Source organism: Pontibacter lucknowensis, assembly GCF_900156415.1.
GTDB classification, from domain to species: Bacteria; Bacteroidota; Bacteroidia; order Cytophagales; family Hymenobacteraceae; genus Pontibacter; species Pontibacter lucknowensis.
The window spans coordinates 1,203,721-1,227,164 of sequence record NZ_FTNM01000001.1; the positions used below are offsets into that span (position 1 = coordinate 1,203,721).

12 protein-coding genes, 1 tRNA gene and 1 riboswitch are annotated in these 23,444 nt (G+C 51.6%); of the genes, 9 read left to right on the top strand and 4 right to left on the bottom strand.

The window, feature by feature from the left end; translation table 11 throughout:
- Positions 1 to 236 precede the first annotated feature (236 nt).
- Positions 237 to 346, top strand: a riboswitch (SAM riboswitch).
- A 71-nt stretch (positions 347 to 417) separates the two neighbouring features.
- Both metH and metF read left to right on the top strand, forming a co-directional pair.
- Entirely contained in the window at positions 418 to 4,125 is a 3,708-nt protein-coding gene (gene metH / locus BW972_RS05400; RefSeq protein WP_076421364.1) for a methionine synthase, read from the top strand.
- Between the two features lie 46 nt (positions 4,126 to 4,171).
- Entirely contained in the window at positions 4,172 to 5,128 is a 957-nt protein-coding gene (gene metF / locus BW972_RS05405; protein WP_076421365.1) for a methylenetetrahydrofolate reductase [NAD(P)H], read from the top strand.
- A 164-nt stretch (positions 5,129 to 5,292) separates the two neighbouring features.
- On the opposite strand, the gene BW972_RS05410 is transcribed toward metF, so the two are convergent.
- The 3 genes from BW972_RS05410 to hemW all read right to left on the bottom strand — a co-directional run bounded on the left by BW972_RS05410 (position 5,293) and on the right by hemW (position 7,684).
- On the bottom strand, positions 5,293 to 6,063 hold the full coding sequence (locus BW972_RS05410) for a cyclase family protein (protein ID WP_076421366.1): 771 nt from the start codon (positions 6,061 to 6,063) through the stop codon (positions 5,293 to 5,295).
- A gap of 13 nt (positions 6,064 to 6,076) precedes the next feature.
- Complete coding sequence (locus BW972_RS05415) at positions 6,077 to 6,487, bottom strand: hypothetical protein (protein WP_007655133.1); 411 nt, start codon at positions 6,485 to 6,487, stop codon at positions 6,077 to 6,079.
- A gap of 69 nt (positions 6,488 to 6,556) precedes the next feature.
- Positions 6,557 to 7,684 (bottom strand): radical SAM family heme chaperone HemW, encoded by a 1,128-nt coding sequence (gene hemW / locus BW972_RS05420; RefSeq protein ID WP_076421367.1) that lies wholly within the window; start codon positions 7,682 to 7,684, stop codon positions 6,557 to 6,559.
- Between the two features lie 178 nt (positions 7,685 to 7,862).
- Here hemW and BW972_RS05425 point away from each other — a divergent pair, with 178 nt between their 5' ends.
- From BW972_RS05425 to BW972_RS05455, 7 genes are all read left to right on the top strand, one after another.
- On the top strand, positions 7,863 to 9,665 hold the full coding sequence (locus BW972_RS05425; RefSeq protein ID WP_234986301.1) for a BamA/TamA family outer membrane protein: 1,803 nt from the start codon (positions 7,863 to 7,865) through the stop codon (positions 9,663 to 9,665).
- A gap of 83 nt (positions 9,666 to 9,748) precedes the next feature.
- Positions 9,749 to 9,825: transfer RNA gene (locus BW972_RS05430), tRNA-Met, on the top strand.
- A gap of 559 nt (positions 9,826 to 10,384) precedes the next feature.
- Positions 10,385 to 13,900, top strand: a complete 3,516-nt coding sequence (locus tag BW972_RS05435) for an Ig-like domain-containing protein (RefSeq protein WP_159439847.1) — start codon at positions 10,385 to 10,387, stop codon at positions 13,898 to 13,900.
- A 5-nt stretch (positions 13,901 to 13,905) separates the two neighbouring features.
- A complete protein-coding gene (locus BW972_RS05440) occupies positions 13,906 to 14,865 on the top strand; it encodes a PorP/SprF family type IX secretion system membrane protein (RefSeq protein ID WP_076421498.1) in 960 nt (319 codons plus the stop codon).
- A gap of 465 nt (positions 14,866 to 15,330) precedes the next feature.
- Entirely contained in the window at positions 15,331 to 19,527 is a 4,197-nt protein-coding gene (locus tag BW972_RS05445; RefSeq protein WP_076421369.1) for an ice-binding family protein, read from the top strand.
- Between the two features lie 26 nt (positions 19,528 to 19,553).
- Positions 19,554 to 20,507 carry a PorP/SprF family type IX secretion system membrane protein gene (locus BW972_RS05450; protein ID WP_040573989.1) on the top strand — a complete coding sequence of 318 codons (954 nt, stop codon included), beginning with the start codon at positions 19,554 to 19,556 and terminating at the stop codon, positions 20,505 to 20,507.
- Positions 20,508 to 20,526: 19 nt separating this feature from the next.
- On the top strand, positions 20,527 to 22,521 hold the full coding sequence (locus BW972_RS05455) for an OmpA family protein (protein ID WP_143731868.1): 1,995 nt from the start codon (positions 20,527 to 20,529) through the stop codon (positions 22,519 to 22,521).
- 87 nt (positions 22,522 to 22,608) lie between these two features.
- Here the strand turns inward: BW972_RS05455 and BW972_RS05460 are convergent, their stop codons facing one another.
- The gene (locus BW972_RS05460; RefSeq protein ID WP_007655102.1) at positions 22,609 to 23,376 is read right to left on the bottom strand and encodes a 3-hydroxybutyrate dehydrogenase; all 768 of its coding nucleotides are present in this window, start codon (positions 23,374 to 23,376) and stop codon (positions 22,609 to 22,611) included.
- Positions 23,377 to 23,444 lie beyond the last annotated feature (68 nt).

The window sequence follows — 23,444 nt, forward strand, 5'->3', positions numbered from 1 at the left end:
AAATACTTACCTGTGGGAAGAACAATCAGATTTTGCTCCCGTATAAGAAGGTATAAAGAGTTATAGAGTGAAAACAATTAAACTCTTTTAGGAAAGGGACACTTTTAGTGTCCCTTTCTGTTTTTATACCTTTTGCAAGCCGCTGTAGGCCGAAATTCGACAACTCCTCCTGTTATCTTCCTATCCAGGTGCAACAAAAATTCGCCTTTTGCGGATAAGTGTGTATCTTTACAGCATTCTTATCAAGAAAGACCGAGGGACAGGGCCCGATGACGTCTTAGCAACCTTGTACCAGCTTGGTGCTAATTCCCTTCTCAGCCATATCTTGGCTGGGAAAAGATAAGAGAGTATACCTTCCTTGGGTGTCCTTCTTGATAAGCGCGTATGTAGACTTAACCAAGAGGGGGAACACCAAACATGACCACACCACATCATCCGATCCATACCTTGCTGCAGGAGCGCGTACTCGTGCTCGATGGCGCCATGGGCACCATGATCCAGCGCTACCAGCTCTCCGAAGCCGATTTCCGTGGCGAGCGTTTCAAAGATCATCCGTCCGACCTGAAAGGCAACAACGACCTACTCTCCATCACGCGTCCGGATATCATCAAGGCGATTCATACCGAGTACCTAGAGGCCGGCGCCGATATCATCGAAACCAATACCTTCAGCGGTACTACTATCGCTATGGCGGATTACAAGCTGGAGCATATCGTGTATGAACTCAACTACGAGTCGGCAAGGATCGCACGTGAAGCAGCGGACGAAGCCGAGGCCAACGATCCTACCCATAAACGCTTCGTGGCAGGTGCCATCGGCCCGACGAACCGCACGGCTTCTCTATCCCCCGATGTAAACAACCCAGGCTTTCGAGCCATCACCTTCGACCAGTTGGTGGAGGCTTATTACGAACAGGTGCGTGGCCTGGTAGATGGCGGAGCTGATTTGCTGTTAGTGGAAACCGTGTTTGATACCCTTAACTGTAAAGCAGCCCTCTTTGCCATACAGCAGCACGTGAACGATGGTGGCAAAGAACTGCCAATCATGGTGTCCGGCACGATCACCGACGCCAGCGGCCGTACCTTGTCAGGGCAGACGGTAGAGGCTTTCTGGAATTCGATCTCGCATGCGCCGATCCTGAGTGTGGGCTTTAACTGTGCCTTGGGCGCCCGTCAGTTGAAGACGCACATACAGGAGCTGTCGCGCATTTCCAACTGTTACATCAGCGCTTACCCGAATGCCGGTCTGCCGAATGCCTTTGGCGGCTACGACGAAACAGCCCAGCAGATGGGAGCCATTGTGGAGGAGTATCTGAAGGAAGGCTTAGTGAATGTGTTGGGTGGTTGTTGTGGCACGACGCCAGTACACACCAAAGTAATCGCAGACCTGGTACGCAGGTATAAACCGCACACTCCCACTCCCGTAGTTCCCCTTCCACGCTACAGCGGCCTCGAGCCCCTCACCATCACCTCCGATACCCTTTTTGTGAATGTCGGCGAGCGCACAAACGTCACCGGCTCCAAGAAATTCTCCCGCCTCATCGTCGATGGCAAGTTTGAAGAGGCCCTTTCCGTTGCCCGACAGCAGGTAGAAGGCGGTGCTCAGATCATAGACGTGAACATGGACGAAGGCATGCTCGACTCGGAGCAGGCCATGACGGACTTCCTCCACCTGATCGCCTCTGAGCCCGATATCGCCAAGCTGCCCATTATGATTGACTCTTCCAAGTGGAGTGTGATTGAAGCCGGCTTGAAATGCGTGCAGGGCAAATCCATTGTGAACTCCATCTCACTGAAGGAAGGCGAAGAAGCCTTTAAGAAACTGGCCCGCAAAGTACGCCAGTATGGTGCGGCTGTAGTTGTGATGGCCTTTGACGAACAGGGGCAGGCTGACACCTTGCCTCGTCGCATCGAGATCTGTGAGCGCTCCTACCGCATCTTGGTTGACGAAGTAGGCTTCCCGCCACAGGACATCATTTTCGACCCGAACATACTGGCCATTGCCACAGGTATAGAGGAGCATAACAACTACGCCGTCGACTACATCGAGGCGGTGAAGTGGATCAAGGCCAATCTGCCGCATGCGCAGGTTAGCGGCGGCGTGAGCAATTTGTCCTTCTCTTTCAGGGGTAACGATTTGGTGCGTGAGGCCATGCATACAATATTCCTATACCACGCCGTGCAGGCAGGTATGGATATGGGCATCGTGAATGCGGGTATGCTGGGGATTTACGAAGAGGTGCCGCTAGAGCTCCGCAACCTGATCGAAGATGTGATTTTCAACCAACACCCAGACGCTACTGAGAAGCTCGTGAACTATGCCGAGACCATCAAGGGCAAGGGCAAAACAGCTACTGCCGCTGACAATGCCTGGCGTGAGGCTCCGGTAGAGGAACGTCTGAAGCATGCGCTGGTAAAAGGCATCGTCGATTATATAGAAGAAGATACCGAAGAGGCACGACAGAAAGCCACTAAAACCTTGGACGTAATTGAAGGGCCGCTAATGGCAGGTATGCAGGTAGTGGGTGACCTGTTCGGAGCTGGTAAGATGTTCCTGCCACAGGTCGTGAAGAGCGCCCGCGTGATGAAGAAGTCCGTTGCCTACCTGTTGCCGTTCATGGAAGCTGAGAAAGCGGGTTCTTCCTCCTCCGCTCAGGGCAAGATATTGATGGCCACCGTGAAAGGTGACGTACACGACATCGGCAAAAACATTGTGGGTGTGGTGCTGGCCTGCAACAACTACGAAGTGATAGACCTGGGCGTGATGGTGCAGCTGGACAAGATCCTGGCCGAAGCCGAAGCGCAGCAGGTAGACGTGCTGGGCCTGAGCGGCCTGATCACCCCGTCTCTGGACGAAATGGTATACGTGGCGCAGGAGATGGAGCGACGTGGCATGAAAATTCCGTTGCTGATCGGTGGCGCGACTACCTCACGGGTACACACCGCCGTGAAAATTGCGCCGCAGTACAGCGGCCCCGTGGTGCATGTGCACGACGCCTCCCGCAGCGTGACGGTGGTGAGTAATCTGTTGGGCAGCAACCGCGACAGCTACATTGCCGGGATCAAGGCCGAGTACGAGAAGCTGCGCGAAGACCACCTGAGCCGCACCAAAGACCGCGCTTTTGCCAGCATAGAAGAGGCCCGCGCCAACAAGTACCAGGTAGACTGGGGTTCGACAGAAGTAACCACGCCGAGCTTTACCGGCAACAAGGTATACACCAATTACCCCCTGCAGGAGATCATACCGTACATCGACTGGACGCCTTTCTTCCATACCTGGGAGCTCAAGCGGCAGTACCCGAAAATACTGAACGACCCGGAATTGGGAGCGGAAGCCACCAAGCTGTTTGCTGATGCACAGGCCATACTGCAGGAGATCGTAGAAAAGCAATTGCTCGAGGCTCGTGCCGTGGTAGGTTTCTACCCGGCCAACGTGGTGGCGGATGATACCATCGAGGTATACACCGATGATTCACGTGAAAACGTGCTCACAGAGTTTCATACCTTGCGCCAACAGGGTAAGAAAGGAGCTAATGTGCCGAACCTTGCTTTCTCCGATTTCCTGGCACCGAAAGAAACAGGTATAGCAGACTACATCGGTGGCTTTGTGGTGTCAGCGGGTTTTGGCATCGAGAAGCTGTTGGAACAGTACGAGGCCGAGCACGACGATTATAAATCTATTATGGTCAAGGCGCTGGCTGACCGTCTGGCTGAGGCTTTTGCTGAGCACATGCACGAGCAGGTACGAAAAGAGCTCTGGGGTTACGCACCGGACGAGCAGCTGGACAATGAGGGCCTGATCAAGGAGCAATACAAAGGTATACGCCCTGCCCCAGGCTACCCCGGCTGTCCAGACCATACTGAAAAGATCACGTTGTTCAACTTACTCAAGGCAGAAGAAACGGGTGTAATCCTGACGGAGAACCTGGCCATGCATCCGGCATCGTCCGTGAGCGGACTTTACTTCTCTCATCCGGATTCCCGCTACTTTGGCCTTGGCAAGATAGGCGAAGACCAGGTAGCTGATCTTGCCCAGCGCAAAGGAATGGCCAAAGAGGAGCTGGAGCGCTGGCTCTCGCCAAACCTGAACTACGAACCAAAGGTCATGGCGCAACAGGCAGTCTAGTCAGCCAGCATTTTTTGAATAAAGCAATTTAACCACCAACTATACCTTGAAAGTAACCGAGCACTTCCAGAACGCCAATGGCAAGACGCTGTTCACCTTTGAAATCTTGCCGCCACTCAAGGGCGAGAACATGAAAACCCTATTCAGCCACATCGATCCGCTAATGGAGTTTAAGCCACCCTTTATCGACGTAACCTACCACCGCGAAGAGTACGTGTACAAGCAGCGGGAAAATGGGCTGTTAGAGAAGCGCAGCACGCGCAAGCGACCGGGCACGGTAGGTATTTGTGCGGCCATCCAGAACCACTATAAGGTAGATACGGTGCCGCACCTGATCTGCGGTGGCTTCAGTAAAGAGGAAACAGAAAATGCCCTGATCGACCTGCACTTTTTAGGTATAGACAATGTGCTGGTATTGCGTGGCGACTGCGTGAAGAGCGAGCAGCGCTTTGTGCCTGAGCCGGATGGTCATACCTATGCAACAGAGCTGATTGGGCAGGTCGTGAACATGAACAAGGGCTGTTACCTGGATGATGAGCAGGCATACCACAATGGCACTGATTTCTGCATCGGTGTGGCGGGCTATCCGGAAAAGCACTTCGAGGCGCCTAACATAACGTCAGATTTGCGATGGCTTAAAAAGAAAGTGGAGCTGGGGGCAGAGTACATTGTAACGCAAATGTTCTTCGATAACCAGAAATACTTCGACTTTGTGAAGCGCTGCCGTGAAGAAGGTATAAACGTGCCGATCATTCCGGGTCTGAAACCGATGACTACCAAGACGCAGCTGACACTATTGCCGAGCCTGTTTCACATCGAAATTCCTTGCGCACTAGCGGATGCCATCGAGGTCTGTCCGGACAACAAGGCTGCCGCACAGGTGGGTGTGGAGTGGGCAATACAGCAATCGAAAGAGCTGATGGAATTTGGTGTGCCTTGTCTGCACTACTACTCTATGGGTAAGTCAGAGTCGGTGCGGAAAGTCGCTGAAGCCTTATTTTAAAGAATCCTCAACTAAACTAAACCTAACCTTAAGGCTGGGGCTTTTGGCGCCAGCTTTTTTTTATAGGTATACCCGACCTCACAGTGTCTCCCAGACCGTGAGCGTCTAGCCGGCTATGAAACAAGTTTCAGGCGCTCACGAGAGCTGACACAAAATGTGAGTTATTACAAAGTTGGAAAGACGGGTGACAGCTTGTACAGCACTGGTTTGCTGGGGCTGGCATCGAGTTGCAGGCTAGCAATTTGAAGATTGAGCAGGTATAGCCCATCGTCTACCTGATTCGGTACATAGATCAGCTCCGTGATGGTGGCGCCACAACGGGTATTCTTTGGGTACTGCCAGAAAGCATGGTGGCAAAGCAGTTTGCCTTCGTCCAGCTCACGGTCTACGGAGGGCAGGTCGAGGAGCAAGTGCTGTATACCTTTCTCAGCCAGGTATTGCCCGATGGTGTGCTCCAGGTAGGGTGGATTGGTGCCGGAGTAATGGCGGGTGAGCTTCTCGTCTGTGTTGGGCAGGGTGCGGATGATGAGCGCTTCGCATTTTATACCTTGCAGCTTCTCCTTCACATCCTCCAGCATTACCACTTCATCACCGTTTTCCTGCTTCTGTGGCTGTACGGTTATAAGCTGTGCTACAAACAGGAAACGTTTCAGGCAGTTGTGAATAGTGGCGTTTTCATCAGCCGATATGTGACCGTAGCACTCGGTGTGAGTGCCGTTGCCGTGTGGTGTCACATGTATGCGCTTGTAATTGGTGCTGCCCCCTTCTGCTACGCTTCCCACAAAATCCCCGACCCGGATCACATCAAAAGCCACCGGCTCAGCCCAAAAGCACTCGGGTTGTAGCTGACCGTTGTGCAGGGGCATCGAAATGTCGAGCGGCTGTATCGGGTCGAAGGTATAGGGCTGGTCGCGGTAAGTGATGGAGGCTTCCATGGAACTGAGGCTTTTAATCCCGAAGCCACCGCAAGGCAGCTTCGTCGCTGGTAAAGTTTTTGACTTCAAAATTCACGCAGCCCAAGGCTTCAGCTCTTGTAACAACAGCTTCAAACGAAAGTCTGTTAAACACATTTTCGGGCAGCACACGGGCCAGTTTTTTCAGGCCCAGGTCCGAAAGCGACTTGTAGTAAGTTGTAGACAGCCACTCTTTGGTGTAGGGCAGTAACTTGCCGATGGCCATGGCATTCAGGAGCAACTTATCAATGTTAGACTCCTGCAGCAGCTGGCTTATCCTTTCCGCTGTCTCAAGCATCTCGCTGTGCTCCACAGGGCGTAGCCAGGTATTGGCCAGAATACCGTGTTGGCGGTCTGTTGCAATCCGGCTGATGTCATTCAAGTAAAGTGTTTCCAGTAGCTGCATGGTGGTGGGGTGCGGGGCTATATCCGCCTGATACCAAATCTACGAATAAATCTGAAATAAAAGCGAAAGCTATTCCACCATCAGGTCCAGGGTGATCTGGTCGGCAAGCAGCTTGCCCTGATCAGTTAGGTATAGCACATCCGCTTCGATCCAGGCCAGGCCTTTATTGTGAAGCTGCTGCAGGTATAGCTGGTGTTGTGACTGCAGGTCGTAGCCATACCTGTCGCGCATCACTTTCAGGTCGCAACCCCAGATAGTGCGGAGTGTGGTAAGCAGGAAGTCGTTGGCCTGGTCTGCCAAAGTAAGCTCTTCTACTTCGGCAGGTATAGTGCCTTCGCTTATGGCGGCGGTATACTTGCGGTTGTTGGCCACATTGTACTGCCGGCTATGCCCGTTAAAGGAATGCGCACTCGGCCCCACCCCCAGGTAATGCACCCCTCGCCAGTAGTTGCTGTTATGCCGCGATTCGCAGCCAGGCTTGCTGAAGTTAGACACCTCGTACTGCACAAAGCCCTGCGCCTTCATCTGCTCCAGCAGGATCTCAAACTGCTCCGCCGTAAACTCGTCTTCCGACGGTTTAAAGGTTCCTTTCTTGCTCCAGCGTCCTAGGGCCGTGTCGGGCTCTATGGTTAGGGCATAGCAGGAAACATGCTGCACGTTGAGGGAGAATAGCGTTTTCAGGTCCTCGAGCCAGATGCTGTGATCCGTGGCGGGTATACCATAGATCAGGTCCACGGTGATATTGTCGAAGCCGGCGGCCTGGGCGTCTTTTACGCACTGCAGGCTCTCAGTTGCGTTGTGAGCGCGATTCATCATGCGCAGGTGCGGCTCGTGAAAGGACTGCAGGCCAATGCTCAGGCGGTTTATACCTGCTGCTTTTAGCTCCCGCAGCTTTTCCGGTGACAGGTCATCCGGATTGGCCTCCAGTGTTATTTCTGCGTCTTCCGAAACTATAAACAAGTCTTTGATGGTTTGCAGTAGAAGTTGCAACTCTTGCTGGGTGAGCAACGAGGGTGTGCCGCCGCCAAAGTAGATCGTGCCGACCTCTTGCCCCTGCAGGTACTCTCGACGCAGCTCCAGTTCCCGGGCAATGGCTTGTATGGTGACCTCCTTGTGCCCCATGGAGGTGCTGAAGTGGAAGTCACAGTAGTGGCAGGCCTGCTTGCAGAAAGGAATATGGAGGTAGATGCCGGACAATTTTTTAATTGTTAAATTGTTGATGGTTAAATTACTGTTCAGTTCGTGTGATATGTAAAAATAGCATGCGACAAACCGTTCAGGCAGTCTTACCTTTGCAGGCAAGCCATTGAGCAGATGCTTCTTGTTAATAGAGAAACAATTTAGCCCTTAAACAATTCAACCATTTAGCGTACAAATGTACAAAATCGCTGTCTTAGTCTGGTGCTTATTCCTATGGCTGCCCACGTTGGCGCAGGCGCAGGACAAGCCGCCTTTGCCACAGCAGCAGGTACAGCCGCCAACGCCTAAGTTGATAAACCAGACAAAAGCAGCGCTAAAGGTATACACGACAAGTGCAGAGCGCTCCGTACTGCGACAGTATAATTACCGCACCCAGCATACCGATACCGTAGAAGCCCGCAAAGAAGTCACGGCACTGGTGCACCGGCTGCATCAGGATGCCTACCTGCTGGCCTCGGCTGACAGCTCGTACAAGCACGGTGATACGCTCCACGTGAAACTGCACATCGGCAGTCGCTTCGACTGGGCTGAGCTGCGCAACGGCAACCTGAGCGAAGGTATACTGGTGGAATCTGGCTTCCGGGAGAAGTTTTACCGCAACACACCCTTCAAGCCGGCTGAGTACGCCCGTCTGCAGCAGCGCATCCTCGACTACGCTGAGCGCAATGGCTACCCCTTTGCCTCTGTATGGCTCGACTCCATTCAGATAGTGGATAACAAGATAAGAGCCGCCTTGATGGTTGAGAAAGCTTTCATCGTCACTTACGACTCCCTGCAAGTGATGGGGGGCAGCAAAACGCAACCTAAGTTTCTGATGCGCTACCTGCAGCTATACCCTGGGCAACCCTATAACCAGGATCAGGTGGAGGCTTCGCAACGCATGCTCACTACACTGCCATACCTGAAAGTAGTGCGGCCCCCGCAGGTGCAGTTCTATCGGGACAAGGCGCGGGTGGTTTATTTCCTGGAAGACCGCCAGACAAACCAGATAGACGGTGTGGTCGGCTTCCTGCCCGACCCAAGCCGCTCCGGCAACAAACTGCTGATCACAGGCGAGGCCAATATGAACATCCGCAACATCAAAGGCAGCGGCAAGCAGCTCGGCCTGCAATGGCGTCGGGTAAATAAGGGGTCAGTTATCCTGAACGGCGAGTACCTGCACCCTAATCTTTTCGGAACTCCTTTTGAGCTAGGCACCCGCTTCGGGCTGCTGAAGCAGGATTCCAGCTTTATCACCATACAGCCGCGAGTGCAATTGGCCTATAATACCATGCGGTATGGGCGCTTTAGTGTGTTCACAGAGTGGCGTAATTCCCGCATTCTCTCCACGGCCAATCCACAGAGCCTGCGTGCGCTCGACCTGGCCGATGCTCGTACCAATACCTATGGTCTGAACTACCTTTGGAACAACCTCGACGACTTCTATTTCCCCCGTAAAGGTCGCCTGGTAGAGCTGCAACTGGCAGCAGGACGCAAAAAACTGTTGCGCAATCCGAGTCTGGAGAAGGAGTTTTACGATACGCTGGAGGTGAATACAACCCAGCTTAGTCTGGGCGTGCGTCTGGAGAACTTCTTCAGGGTTGGCAAAAACAGCGCCTTATTGGCAAGAGTGCGAGGCGAGGCACTGCTCAATGATCAGATCTTTCTCAACGACATGTACCGCATAGGCGGCCTGGCATCCCTGCGGGGCTTTGATGAATATTTCTTTTTTGCGTCCACCTACGGCATTGGCACGCTTGAATACCGTCTGTTCACGGCCGAAGACTCCTACGTGCTGCTCTTCTACGATCAGGGCTACTACCGCAGCGACCTGGAGCAATCTAAAGCCGAAGGCCTGCCACTGGGTGTTGGCGGAGGTATAAGTTTTAGTACTGGCGCCGGAATTTTCCAATTAGTGTATTCTGTCGGAAAATCGGAACAGCAGCCTATGTCGCTGAGAGCCTCGAAGATACACTTCGGAATCACGAGCAAATTCTAGCAGAGCGCAATTTTTTTGAGGTTTTTGGTAACCAAAGCTTGCATTGTAAGTATGTTTATACTACTTTTGTAACACAATAACAGTGCGGGATGGAGCAGTTGGTAGCTCGTTGGGCTCATAACCCAAAGGTCACAGGTTCGAGTCCTGTTCCCGCTACCCAAGAAAAACCCTGAATCGGAAACGGTTCAGGGTTTTTGTTTTTTAATCCATTCTTCTTAGCCTTCCCTTTCTAATATAATAGTCCTCACAATCAGATATTATCTTCACTATATTTGAACAGAACTATACCTGTTGTCGTAGATAAGGGTCTTCTACTATGATGGAATATCGCAGTAAAACCTAAACAATAATACGCCTAGTTTGTAAGTCAATTCTGGAAAGTGGCTTTATAGATCACTGATCAGGGTGTATATGCTGTTATTTAATTGTTTTGCTTATATTTAAGCATTATTTACTTTATTGTCATGCTCTGATAAATCATAAATAAAGGTTATATCGTTATAGTTTAGGCGCGGTCCAAATTCACCCTTAAAGCTTTCCTGATGCGGTTTACTTCGTATAAGACTTTTACCTGGTTTTTACTCTTTCTCCTCGCTATAGTCCAGCAGGCTTCTGGAAGTGTGGACAACTGCCCTTCTCCGACTGCAACAATCGATAACAATGTAAGTGTATGTCTTGGAAGTCAGCCTGCGGTAATTACAGCCAACGCTACATTTACTGTGCAAACCTGGCAATGGTACAAAGATGAGCAGCCAATAAGCGGCGCTCCGAATGCCAACACGCTTTCAGTTAGCGAACCCGGTTCTTATTACGCCATCGCCACACCTGCTCCGGGCGCTTGTGACAACGCTACGCCGCTGCGTACGAATCCGGTTGTGGTGGCAGCAACCCCTCCTGAGCCTACCATTGTGGTTGACCCTAATCGGCCTATTTGCTCAGGACAGGAGTTTGCTTTTAATGTTACTAACCTTTCGGATGAAGACTACACATTTGACTGGGATTTTGGAGACGGCAATGTAATCGCAAGGGGAAGTGCGACTGAAACGCATAGTTATGAGAGTTTTGGAACCACTGGACAGCCTTTTACAGTAAGAGTTACCGCTATTAGCAGAACGGGTAGCTGCCCGTCTCCACAGGGCCAGGCTGCAGTGTCGGTGCAGCAGCAGGCGGAAGTGACCTATACTATAGAGGGCAAAGATAAAGATGGCGAAACGTTTACCCAGTGCCTCCCGGAAGATGAAGACCCTGCTGAAGCTGAGGTACGTGCCGTGGTATCGGATCCACAGTCACCGCAACTTAACAACATCACTGAATACTATATCACCTGGGGGCTTGGCGAAGACGAGGAAGAGCAGCGTGTCACTACGTTTCCTGTTGAAGGGCCTGTGTATGAAGAGCTGGGTGCCTATACCATCCGGATCAGAGCGGTTAACAACAATGGCTGCTCCACTATTTATGAAGAGGTTTTTGAGTTTCTGCAGAAGCCTAAAGCCGGTTTCAACCCTGCAAAGAATGATCCTGAAAAACCTGCTGAAATAGAGCCAGGCATTGGCTGTCGACCGGTTTATGTTACCATGACGGAAACTGAGGAGACAGAAGATCAGGAGGCGAAAGAGTCTACAGGAGGTGGCTTGACTTATACCTGGGAAATTACCTCTCCGCCGGGAGTTACTCCCTACGAGATAGTGGAAGGTGGATTGGACCAAAAAGACCTTAAGGTAATCTTCTTTGACAATGGCGTCTACCAGATAAAGTTAACAGTTGAGAATGCATGCGGTACCGACGAAGCAGAGGAAAGCGTGGTAGTCGGTTACCCGCAGGTTCAGCTGCCGCCTGTAGGGCCATTTTGCGGACCAGATGAATTTACGTTCAACAGTACGAACTCGTTTTTTGACCGCAACTTCGGCAATGAGTTCACTGTGACCTGGACGATCACAGCCCCAGACGGTTCCACATCCAACAGAACAGGAGAAGACCAGACGATAAACTTCAACCAGATAGGTACCTGGCGGGTGCGGGTGCTCGGTGTGAACGAGTGCGGCAGATCCGACTTCCAGGGCCCTACAGAGCAAGAGGTGATTGTGCTGCCCCCACTGACCGCTGCTCCTACTGTGGCGGAGCCAGAACCTGCCTGTATTGGAGGTACAACTACTTTACGTGCCTCTGGACCTGTAAGTGGCCTGATTTACCGTTGGTATACTGAGCCCAGTGGTGGAGACCCTGTGTTTGAGGGAGCGCAGTTCACAACGGAGCCACTCTCCTCAACCACAAACTTCTATGTGGAAGGTGTAAACACAAATAATTGCGTGAGCCCACGTGCCACTGTAGTGGTGAACGTGGTGCCAGGTATAGCTGACAATACCATCAGCGAAGATCAGGGCATCTGTGTGGGCGACCGTCCCGCTGAACTGGAAGGAAGCGAACCGACAGGCGGCAGTAACAGCAACTATACCTATACCTGGGAACTGAGTACTACTGGCCCGGATGATGGATTTACGGCGGCGCCTGGAGTCAATAACAATCAGAATTATAGTCCGGAGGCCATCAGCGCCACTACCTGGTTCCGGCGCGTCGTGCGGCAGGGGGATTGTGAGCCAAGCATCAGTAATGTAATACAAATACAAACTGTACCGCGTGTTGAGAACAACACTATCAGTTCGAACCAGGAGATATGTGGAGGTGAAGTGCCAGCACAGTTGGTGGGATCAAGACCAACAGGAGGTAGCGGAGAGCCCTATACCTACCGCTGGGAGGAAAGCACAACTGGTCCTAACACCGGGTTTGTAGCAGCATCAGGCAACAATGCAGGGGAGAACTATACTTTTACTTCCGCACTAAGCCAGGATACCTGGTACAGGAGATCAGTTACATCGGGCGGCTGTACAGTGGTGTCTGAAGCAGTTAAAATCTCCGTCTTCCCTGCTCTTGCCAACAACACCATTACAGCGCCGACCCAGGATGAGTGCTCGGGTGCCGCACCAGGTGCCATCACCGGTTCTGCCCCATCTGGCGGCAGCGGCAACTATACCTACGAATGGCTGATCAGTGGAACAGGAAATGCCGGCAGCTTTGTGCCTGCACCGGGTACTAACAACCAGCAGAGTTATACCCCGGGTGCTATTACCCAGACTACCTATTTCCAGCGAATAGTGCGTTCCGGACAATGTACACCAAACGAGAGTAATGTGGTGGAGATACGCATACGGCCTGCCATTACGGGCAACTCCATTTCAGCTGCCCAGGAGATATGCTCAGGCACGCAGCCAGCCGCTTTGATGGGCACGACCCCTTCCGGTGGCAGCGGCGGTTTTACTTACCTTTGGGAAAGCAGTATTAGCGGCCCGAATGCAGGTTTCAATCCTGCGCCTGGTCAGAATACAGGAGCAGGTTATTCTCCGCCTGTACTGACCCGTGACACCTGGTTCCGCCGAGTGGTTATTTCAGGAGGTTGTGAAAATCCTTCAGAAGCAGTGCTGATCTCCATGTTGCCTTTGCCAAACGCTCCTATCCTGACAGTGCAAAACGCCCGCGCCTGTGTGGGTGGGTCTGCCACATTAACGGTAGCCAATGCTAACGGCAATACCATTGAGTGGTATGATGCTCCAACTGGCGGGTCGCCGCTCTTTGTCGGCACTACTTTCGTTACACCAGAGCTTAGTAGTAACACCACTTTCTATGTACAGGCCAGAAACAATAACAATTGTACAAATGCTACCCGCACGGCGGTAAACGTGACCGTAGTGGAGCCTGTCGCTGATGCCGGTCCAGATGTGGAAATCATTCAGGGGCGTCCTGCAGAGCTGCGTGCTTCAGGCGGGGTGTCGTACCAGTGGGAGCCTGCTGCCAGCCTGAGCAACGCCAATGTGTCCAACCCGGTGGCCAGGCCGGATGTGACTACTACTTACACGGTGACTATCACGACCGAAGAAGGCTGTACGGCAACCGATGAAGTGACCGTGACGGTTATACCTGCGATCACAGCGCCTAACGCATTCTCTCCAAACGGCGACCGGGTGAATGATGTGTGGGAGATTGAGAACATTCAGAACTATCCGGATGCACGCGTCGAGATCTTCAACCGCTGGGGCAACCAGATTTTCAATTCAACCGGCTATGCTACACCTTGGGACGGTACCTACAATGGCGAGTCCCTGCCAGTGGCGACTTATTACTACATCATTTACCTCAACAGCTCCGAAAAACCAATTTCAGGGCATGTGACCATTATTAGATAATGACTATGAAGAAGCTGTCTCTCCTGTTGGTTGTATTGGTAGGTGTTGTCACGCAGGCTTTCGCACAGCAGCGTCCGCAGTACAGCCAGTACATGGTCAATAACTTTCTGCTCAACCCCGCCCTGTCAGGTATAGAAGACTATGCCGACATACGCATAAGCAACCGGCAGCAGTGGGTGGGGCTAGACGGAGCGCCTGTTACCTACTACGCCTCCGCCCACATGCCGCTGAATAAAGGTGCGGCCAGTACCAAGTATGCCAAGGCGCTCGCCCACCATGGGGCAGGTATTATTCTTCATACCGATAAAACAGGGCCCTTGCGCAGAACGGGGCTATCAGGCACCTATGCTTACCACTTACCCGTTACGCGCACCATCAATGTGTCAGCAGGCGTGGCAGCGGGCCTGGTGCGCAATACCATCAACAGTTCAGAACTGGAGTTCACCAACCCGGCAGAGCCCCTGATAGGTGGTGGCCAGGTGAATCAAAATGTGCTGGATCTTTCGCTGGGGCTGTGGGTGTACTCCCGTAACTTCTCTGTAGGTCTGGCGGGGGCTCAGCTGCTGGAGAATGCGGGCGCTTTCCGCTCCGCTGAGGATAACAATGTGTCACTTGACCTGCAGCGCCATTACTTCCTGACGGGTAGCTACCGCTTTGCTCCTGGAGGTCGTATAGACCTGATCCCTTCTGTGATGCTCAAACTAGCCTCGCCTAGCCCACTTTCTGTGGACGTAAACCTTCGTGCGCTTTATGATGAGCGCTTCTGGGTAGGTGCTTCCTACCGCCACAACGATGCCATAGTAGGCATGGTGGGCGTATATGTTAGCCCACTGATTGACATCTCCTATTCATACGACGCCACCACATCAGGCCTCAACCGGGTAAGCGCCGGAACCCACGAGGTAGTAGTAGGTTTTAAGCTGTTCAATGACCGTCGCATCATATGTCCGCAGTGGGTATGGTAGCGTAAGAGCACTTTTAGCTTTAGTGCAATTCAGAAAGAACCTGTGAGGGGATATTTTTTTTATGTTGCTGATACAGAGTGTGCCCGATTGTGCCTACTTTTGCACCCGAGTCTAAAAATACTATTGCACAATAGCTTGTGAGATGCGATCAGACAGTTTATAATTAAGTGCTGGGCGCACTTGAGAAGTAGTAGAAATAATATAGGACTTTGCCGCAATTAAGTTTAAACTTTAACTTAAAATTTGGTGCTTAACAAATTTTGTTAAATTTTAGAGGTTAATATAGCCCCAAATATATGCAATATACTTTTGAAGCTTCTTAATGTACTTTTTTAAGTATATACTTGCGACTTATTTGGCTGAGAGGGATGGAAAGAGAAGAGCTACGGAAATGGCTGTCCGTAGCTGCAAATTGTTGAATATTTAAACGCCAAGTTCTATAACAAACTTATACTCATTGATTTCATGACAAGCTTCTTAAGTAGAGCCTTGCTCTTAGTGCTGGGCTTATGGCTGGTTACGTTTGGCGTAAATGCGCAACAAGCGCCCACACTGGGGGCCTTTTACGACTATAACGTAGTAGGTGGCGATAGGGTTGTAAACCAGAACAACACAAATACAGTTGTTCGCGCAAAAGTGGCCTCCGTTGGCAGAACCGCCCAGGGTTTTAACGACGGTTCTGTATGGCGTGGCATCGAAAACGTAAATGCCGCTGCCAATGAGGCCCTCGCCGCAGCCACTGCAGTCTACAATACGGCCGCTGCCACTGCTCCTACTGCTACACTAACCAATCCTGAACTTGGTGGCCGTACTTATACTCCTGGTGTATACCTGTTCAATGGAGATGCCACTGTCGCCAATGATATTACATTAGACGGTGGTAACAACCCAAATGCAGTTTTCATCTTTGTCATCAAGGGAAATCTTAGTATAAGCGCCGGAGTGGATATTGAGCTGATTCGGGATGCCAAAATCGGCAATGTTTTCTGGGTTGTGGAAAATGCACTCACCGTAGCCAATGGTGCGGAAATTAAAGGTCAGTATCTGGCGCAGCAGGCCGTAACCCTGGGTGATGGTACGATTGTAAGGGGCCGGGTTGCTTCCCTCCAAAGTGAAGTGAGGCTGAACAACAACAACTTCTTCCTGCCAACTGACCTAGAGATCAAAATACAGAAATCGGAAGGCAACGCCGGTGTTGACCGCTACATTGTAGGTCAGACAATCACCTATACCTTCACTGTCACGAACAAAGGACCTGTAGACGACGAAAACGTACGGGTAACCCCCATTCTTTTTTCCGGAGCAAACCACAGCTTCACTACTGATGCGCCCAATTCTACTTTCTCGCTTGTGAACAGCAACTGGGTATGGAACATCGGGAGCCTGAAAGTTGGACAGACCTATACCCTTACGCTCACTGCAACTATCAACGAAACAGGCCCGGGCTTTGTACGTGGTACTATTTCAGGTGCGGCTGAGGATGAAATCCAGCAGAACAACACGGTTGACATTAACTTTTGCGCGGTACTGCCAGATGCAGGGGTTATTACTGGTCCGGTAGAACTGTGTGTGGGGACTGACGCAGAGTACAGTATAGAGCCAGTGGTAGGTGCCACGGGCTATACCTGGAACGTACCCAGCGGATGGGAAATTATTGGAGCTAGAAACTCAACGAAGGTTGTTGTAAGAGCAACATCACGTAATGACGATGCCTTTATTCAGGTTTCGGTGAACAACAGCTGCGGCGCCAGCCCTCCAAGCCGCCTGAAAGTAAACAACTACCCGGATCCACCTGCCACACCGGGGCCAATCACGGCTAATGAAGGTGTATGTGCCGGTGAAGGCGCAACATACTCCATAGAGCCAGTCAAAGATGCCACTTCCTATGTATGGGCAGTGCCTGAAGGCTGGGGAATTGTATCGGGACAGGGTACCACACAAATAACAGTAAGTGTAGGTGAAACAGCCGGAAAAGTAACTGTAAAAGCAAAGAACGTCTGCGGCGAAAGCCCGAATGCATCAGAGATTGACGTAAAACCATTCCTACAGGCGCCGAATCAGCCTTCTAACATCTCTGGATCAGGTACGATGCCTTTCTGTGTTACAACAGATCGTGTGACATTCAGTGTGACAGCCAGCGGCGATGTAGCAGAGTATATTTGGGAATATCCGGCTGAGTGGACGCTTATAGAGGGACAGGGAACCAATACCGTTATCTTTAATCCAAACGGCGTAGGTGGTACGGTAACTGTAAAAGGCATCAATGCCTGCGGACAGAGCCCATCCAGAACATTTAATGTGGTGCCTATTCCAGGCCCGCCGGTTAATCCGGGTGACATCTCAGGAGCTTTTCCGGTTTGCCAGAACAGTGTAGGTACAAAATACTCCGTAGCACCAGTGCCAGGAGCAACCAGCTATACCTGGTATGTGCCGGATGGCTGGACGATCACTGCTGGTCAGGGTACAAACGAGATCACCGTATCATTGAGCGAAAATGCCAGCGGTGGCCAGTTACGTGTGCAGGCTGTCAATGACTGCGGCGCAAGCGGCATCACCCGTAAAGATGTAACGACCGCAACTGGTGCACCATCTGCTCCTGTCGTGATAAAAGGAGAAGAGTTTGGCTGTACGGCTAAAACGACGGTATATGAAATAGACCCCGTTGTAGGAGCTCAGAGCTATACCTGGACACTACCTGCTACCTGGACCATTATCAGCGGCCAGGGCACTACCCGCATCACCGTAACGATTGGTAGCCAATCAGGAAATGTGAGTGTGATCGCGGTGAACTCATGCGGTCAGAGTAGCCCTGCCACCAAAGCCGTGAGACCATTCCCAACAGTGCCAGCAACTCCATTTGCCATTAAGGGTCCTAACGAAGTATGTATAGGCCAGAGCGAGGTAGTTTATATGCTGGAGCCGGTTGACCATACCTTAGAGTACATCTGGGCCGTGCCGTCTGGCTGGACTATCTTGTCAGGCCAGGGTACGACGCGAGTGGTAGTGAAAGTAGGTACACTGGCTGGTGATATCACTGTGACGGCTTCTAACCCATGCGGTAACAGTATGCCTGCCAGACTGCGCGTTGCGCCAGTGGCTGACGTACCGGCTCCGCAAGCGGGACCAATAACCGGAAACGCCCAGTACTGCGCCGGTCTTAACCAAACTTACTCTATCGATCCGGTGCAAGGTGCAAGCTCTTACTTTTGGAGCTTCCCTGGCGAAGACTGGGTGATCGTAGAGGGACAGGGAACTACCCGCGTGACGGTGAAGGCCGGAACAACGCAAGGTAAAGTGAGTGTAGCTACTGTAAACAACTGCGGAACCAGAAGCACTGCCACTGGTTTGACAGTACAGTCTGTAGGTTCAGTGCCGCCTTCACCATCTGCTATCATAGCTGACAATGAAACCTACTGTGGCAATACAGCTGGACTTACCTTCCGCATCGCAGCTGTTCCAACGGCAATCAGCTACGAGTGGGTTGTGCCACAAGGCTGGACAATCACATCAGGGCAAGGAACAACAGAAATTAAAGCAACAGCCGGCACAAGCGGAGGAGAGATAACCGTAGTGGCTGTTAACTCCTGCGGAAAGAGCCAGAGTGTGAAGCTTCTGACAGAGCCTCAGCGTCCACTTATGAACCCGGAAGCTATAAAGGGACCGGAGCTGGCATGTGTGGGCAGAACTGACGCTGTTTATTCAATACCTGCCATCAGTGGTGCCGAAACATACCTGTGGACACTGCCTGCCGGCTGGGAGATACTGAAAGGGGAAGGCACTAACAGCATTACAGTGAAAATTACAGGCAGAGGAGATGTGAAGGTGAAAGCCGAGAATGCCTGTGGAACCACGTCTGAGGCGAAACTCACAGTTGAAGTTGTAACCTCACCACCGCTTGCACCAGCTGCCATACTCGGCGAAACGCTGACCTGTGCAACACGCATAACCACTTACTCTATAGAACCAGTTGCGCATGCATCTTCTTATTCGTGGAAAGTGCCTGCCGGGTGGATCATTTCTTCAGGTCAGGGTACGACACAAATCACAGTACAGATGGGTACGAGCTCAGGTGTCATTAGCGTTGAGGCCGAGAACGACTGCGATAAGAGTGATGCCACAACACTGGCTGTCACTACCAGACCGCTTCCTGTGATCAGCCGCATTGTAGACCGCACTCTGGCTTGTTCCGATATCGCTACTTTCGAGCTCGAGTCTAACAACCCATCAGCGCTGTTTACCTGGGAAGTTCCGGCTGGCTGGGAGATCATGTCAGGGCAGGGCACTAGCGTGATCACCGTGATGCAGGGTAATGCCAGAGGAGAGATTACTGTAGTGGCTGACAACGGTGAGTGTAAGAGCGACCCGGTAACCATGATCTCAGACCCAAGCATGCGCGAAGCGGCTCTGAATGTGCCGAACGTGTTTACGCCTAACAACGATGGTGAAAACGACACCTGGGTAGTCGGGAATCTGACAAACTATCCGGATAATGAGGTGGTAGTCGTGAACCGCTGGGGCAATGAAGTGTACAGAAGCAAAGCTTATCAGAACAATTGGAATGGAGACAAATTAGCGGAGGGTACTTATTACTACCTGATACGTCTCACGCTGTGCGATGGCTCTGAGAAGACCTACAAGGGTTATGTGATGATCGTCCGATAAGAAAACAAACGAATTAAGTGATTACCATGCGAAAAATAGGGGTACTTCTGGTGTTACTGCTGCTGTCCTGGGAGGGCTATGCGCAGCAGGCACCGCAATACACACAGTACATCTTCAACGAGCTGATCATCAACCCGGCCTATGCGGGTAGCAAAGAGATTATCAATGCGAACCTGACACACCGCAGCCAGTGGGTAGGTATAGAGGGAGCTCCCACTACACAGACTTTCAGTGTGGATGGTTCTTCGCGCAGCGGTCTGCTGGGCTTTGGCCTCAATGCGATGAATGATGAGCTTGGAGCTCAGCGCCAGATGGGGCTTCATGGCAACCTGGCCGTGCGACTGCAGATGAGCGAGACATCCAAACTGGCGCTAGGCTTTGCGGCAGGTTTGGCGCAGTATACACTCGATGGCACCAAGCTCAACACCGGCAACACAAGACCTGACCAAGCGCTGAACCCGGGTCGCGTTTCAGAACTGATGCCTGATTTTCGTATCGGAGCCTTCTTCAATACGGAGCGCTTCTATACCGGACTTTCAGTAGCCAACCTGATCAATACCGGAGATGATAACCTGGAAGTAACCATGCCGAACCGCCATTATTTCCTGTCGGCAGGTTATGTGATGGACCTCTCGTCAACGCTTATCTTCAAGCCTAGCTTTTTGGTAAAAGAGGATTTTAACAGCCCGACAAGTTTGGATCTGAATGCATTTTTCCTGTTGGGAGAGCGCATCTGGCTGGGAGGCTCGTACCGCACGGCTGTGAAAGTGCACAGCAACTACTCTGACGAATACGAACTGGACCGCCGCAATGCCTGGGCAGCTATCGCACAGCTCTATGTAACGCCTAAGCTGCGACTAGGCTACTCTTACGATGTAAGCTTAAATGCACTGCGCCAGCATGCCAGTCACGAAATTTCACTGGGTTACTCCTTCTTCAAAAAGCAGGATAACCGAATGCTGACACCACGTTACTTCTAAATTCACCCAGAAAGCAGACATGAGATTACGATTCCTATACCTACTGATTCTTCTGGCGACAGTGTGCGCGCAGCCACTTGCTGCGCAGAAAAAAGAGATAAAGGAGGCTGACAAACACTTCAATAGTTTTGAGTATGCCCTGGCGCTCGACGCTTACAAAAAGTTGATGGAGCGCAAAGAGCCAGACGCTTATCTGCTCGAGCGCATAGCAGACAGCTACCGCCTGATGAACAACAGTAAGGAGGCAGAGTTCTGGTATGCACAGGCTGCCGGCTTTGAGAATGTAACGCCAGCCAGCATTTACTATTATGCCGAAGCAGCCAAGCGCAATGGTAACTATGAGAAGGCAAAAGAACTGTATACCAGCTATGCCCGCCGTGTGCCGGAGCAGGCCAACAAAGCCATGGCACTGGCGGCCTCATGCGACTCAGCAATATTCTGGACGAACAGACCACTTTCCTACGAAATTTCTACCGAGCAAAGCCTTAACTCCTCTGGGGTTGACTTCAGCCCTATTCAGCTACCAAATGGCGATATGGTGTTCTCGTCAGACAGGCTACCAACCGACGAGAGCAAGAAAAAAGAGCGCTTCAACTGGACCGGAAATGGCTTTGTGCAGCTCTACTACGCCAGCATGAACGAGGACTCTACCTGGAATGAGCCGAGCCCGCTTGGCAATGAGATTAACACCGATTTTCACAACGGCCCGGCATCTTTCCTGCCGCAGGAGAATATCCTTTACTTTACACGGACCAACAGTGTGAAGCGTAGCCATGCCAAAGTGAATACTGACCCAACCAGCTGGGTGAATAGAGGTGATGGCAAGGGCACCGGTAACATTAACCGGCACGAAATATTTATGGCGCGTCGCAATGGCGATGAGTGGGTAGATGTGAAGCCTTTCAAATACAATAAGCCACAAGAGTATTCTGTAGGGCATCCTGCCATTACGCCAGACGGGAAGGTCCTTTACTTTGTGTCTGACATGCCAGGAGGAGCGGGCGAAACAGACATTTACTATAGTGAGCGTCAGCCGGACGGCAGTTGGGGCGAGCCTGTAAACGCAGGCGAAGTGATAAACACGAGCGGCCGTGAAAGTTTTCCAAGTATAGGCGGTGATGGCAAACTCTATTTCTCGTCTGACGGGCATGTAGGCCTTGGCGGTCTGGACATATTTAAAGCGGAGGGAGAGCACGGTAACTGGACACGCGTGCAGAACCTGATGTACCCGCTCAACACCTCCCGCGACGACTTAGGTATTGTAGTAGACAGCTCTGGAACCAAAGGCTGGTTGTCATCAGGCAGAACAAGCGAAACCGGCTACGACAATATTTACAAGTTCAGAGAAGTGAACGTGGAATGTACGCTGGTTGGACAGACTTACGAGATGGTAGATCAGCCAGGAACACACCTCAAGAAACGTGTGATGGTGGATAATGTGCTGCTTCAGTTGTTTGAAGAGAACGTGGGTTCCATGGTTGAAACGCACTCTGACTCAACTGGTAACTTCAATTACAAAGTGGAGGCAGGTATGCAATACACCATCCGTGGTAGTAAGAAAGGTTACCTGACGCAGACGATCCTCTTCACACCGGATTGCCGCTTCAGCATAGACTCGCTGTTGGTGGAGATGATCATGTACCGTGACACGCCTAACGTACCAATCGTTTTGGAGAACATCTTCTACGACCTCGACAAGCATGACATTCGTCCGGATGCTGCCATTGAACTAGACAAACTGGTGCGTATACTCAAGGCCAACCCAACAATCCGCATCGAGCTGAGCTCACACACCGACAGCCGCCAGACCCGCAAGTATAACCAGGATCTGTCAGATCGCAGAGCGCAGGCAGCCGTGGATTACATTGTATCGAAAGGTATAGAGCGCAACCGACTGGTAGCGAAAGGCTACGGCGAAACAAGGCTGCGTAACAAATGCGCCGACTATGTAGAATGTTCGGAAGAAGATCATCAGGTGAACCGACGTACCGAGTTCAAGATCATCAGCAAGTAATAAATTAAGGTAAAGCAAAAGCCCCGGCTCTTTCAGGAGCCGGGGCTTTTGCTTTAAGATCAACTGTAAACCGAAATAAGGTATAGCTTATTGTGCAGACCAGCCACCATCTACGGGCAGCATGGCACCTGTCAACTGACTGGCCGCATCGGATGCCAGGTATAGCGCCAGGTTACCGAGCGCTTCAACTTCTACAAATTGCTTGATGGGCTGTTTCTTCAGCATCACTTTTTCGATGACCTCAGTTTCTGACATCTGGTGGGCACGTGCCTGATCGGCAATCTGTGCTTCTACCAGTGGGGTTCGCACATAGCCGGGGCAAATGGCATTGCAAGTAATGCCGTAAGGAGCTCCCTCCAGCGCCAGGACTTTGGTTATACCTGCCACACCGTGCTTGGCTGCCACATAGGCCACTTTAAACTCCGATGCACGCAGGGCATGCGCCGAGGCGATGTTGATGATGCGGCCAAACCCACGGGCTTTCATACCGGGCCATACGGCTTTGGAAGCATGAAAAGTAGCCGACATATTAATAGCGATGATCGCATCCCAACGATCTTCCGGAAACTCGTCTACAGGAGCGACATATTGTATACCTGCATTGTTGATGAGGACATCAATTTGGCCAAACTCCTGCTCGGCCTGCTGCACCATCTCCCGGATCTGGTCTGAGTACTGCATGTTAGCGGATGAGAACATTACTTTTACATCGTGCTCCTGCGCCAGTTCATCGGCAATCTGCTGACCATATTTCTCCAGTCCGTTTAATAGCAGGTTGTAGCCCTGGGCCGCAAACAAGCGGGCTATACCTAAGCCAATGCCACTGGTGCCGCCTGTGATGATTGCATTCTTCATTTGTAAGATCTTAAAAATGGAAAGTTGACAAACAAAAAAAACAGAGCGCCCTTGCGGGACGCCCTGTT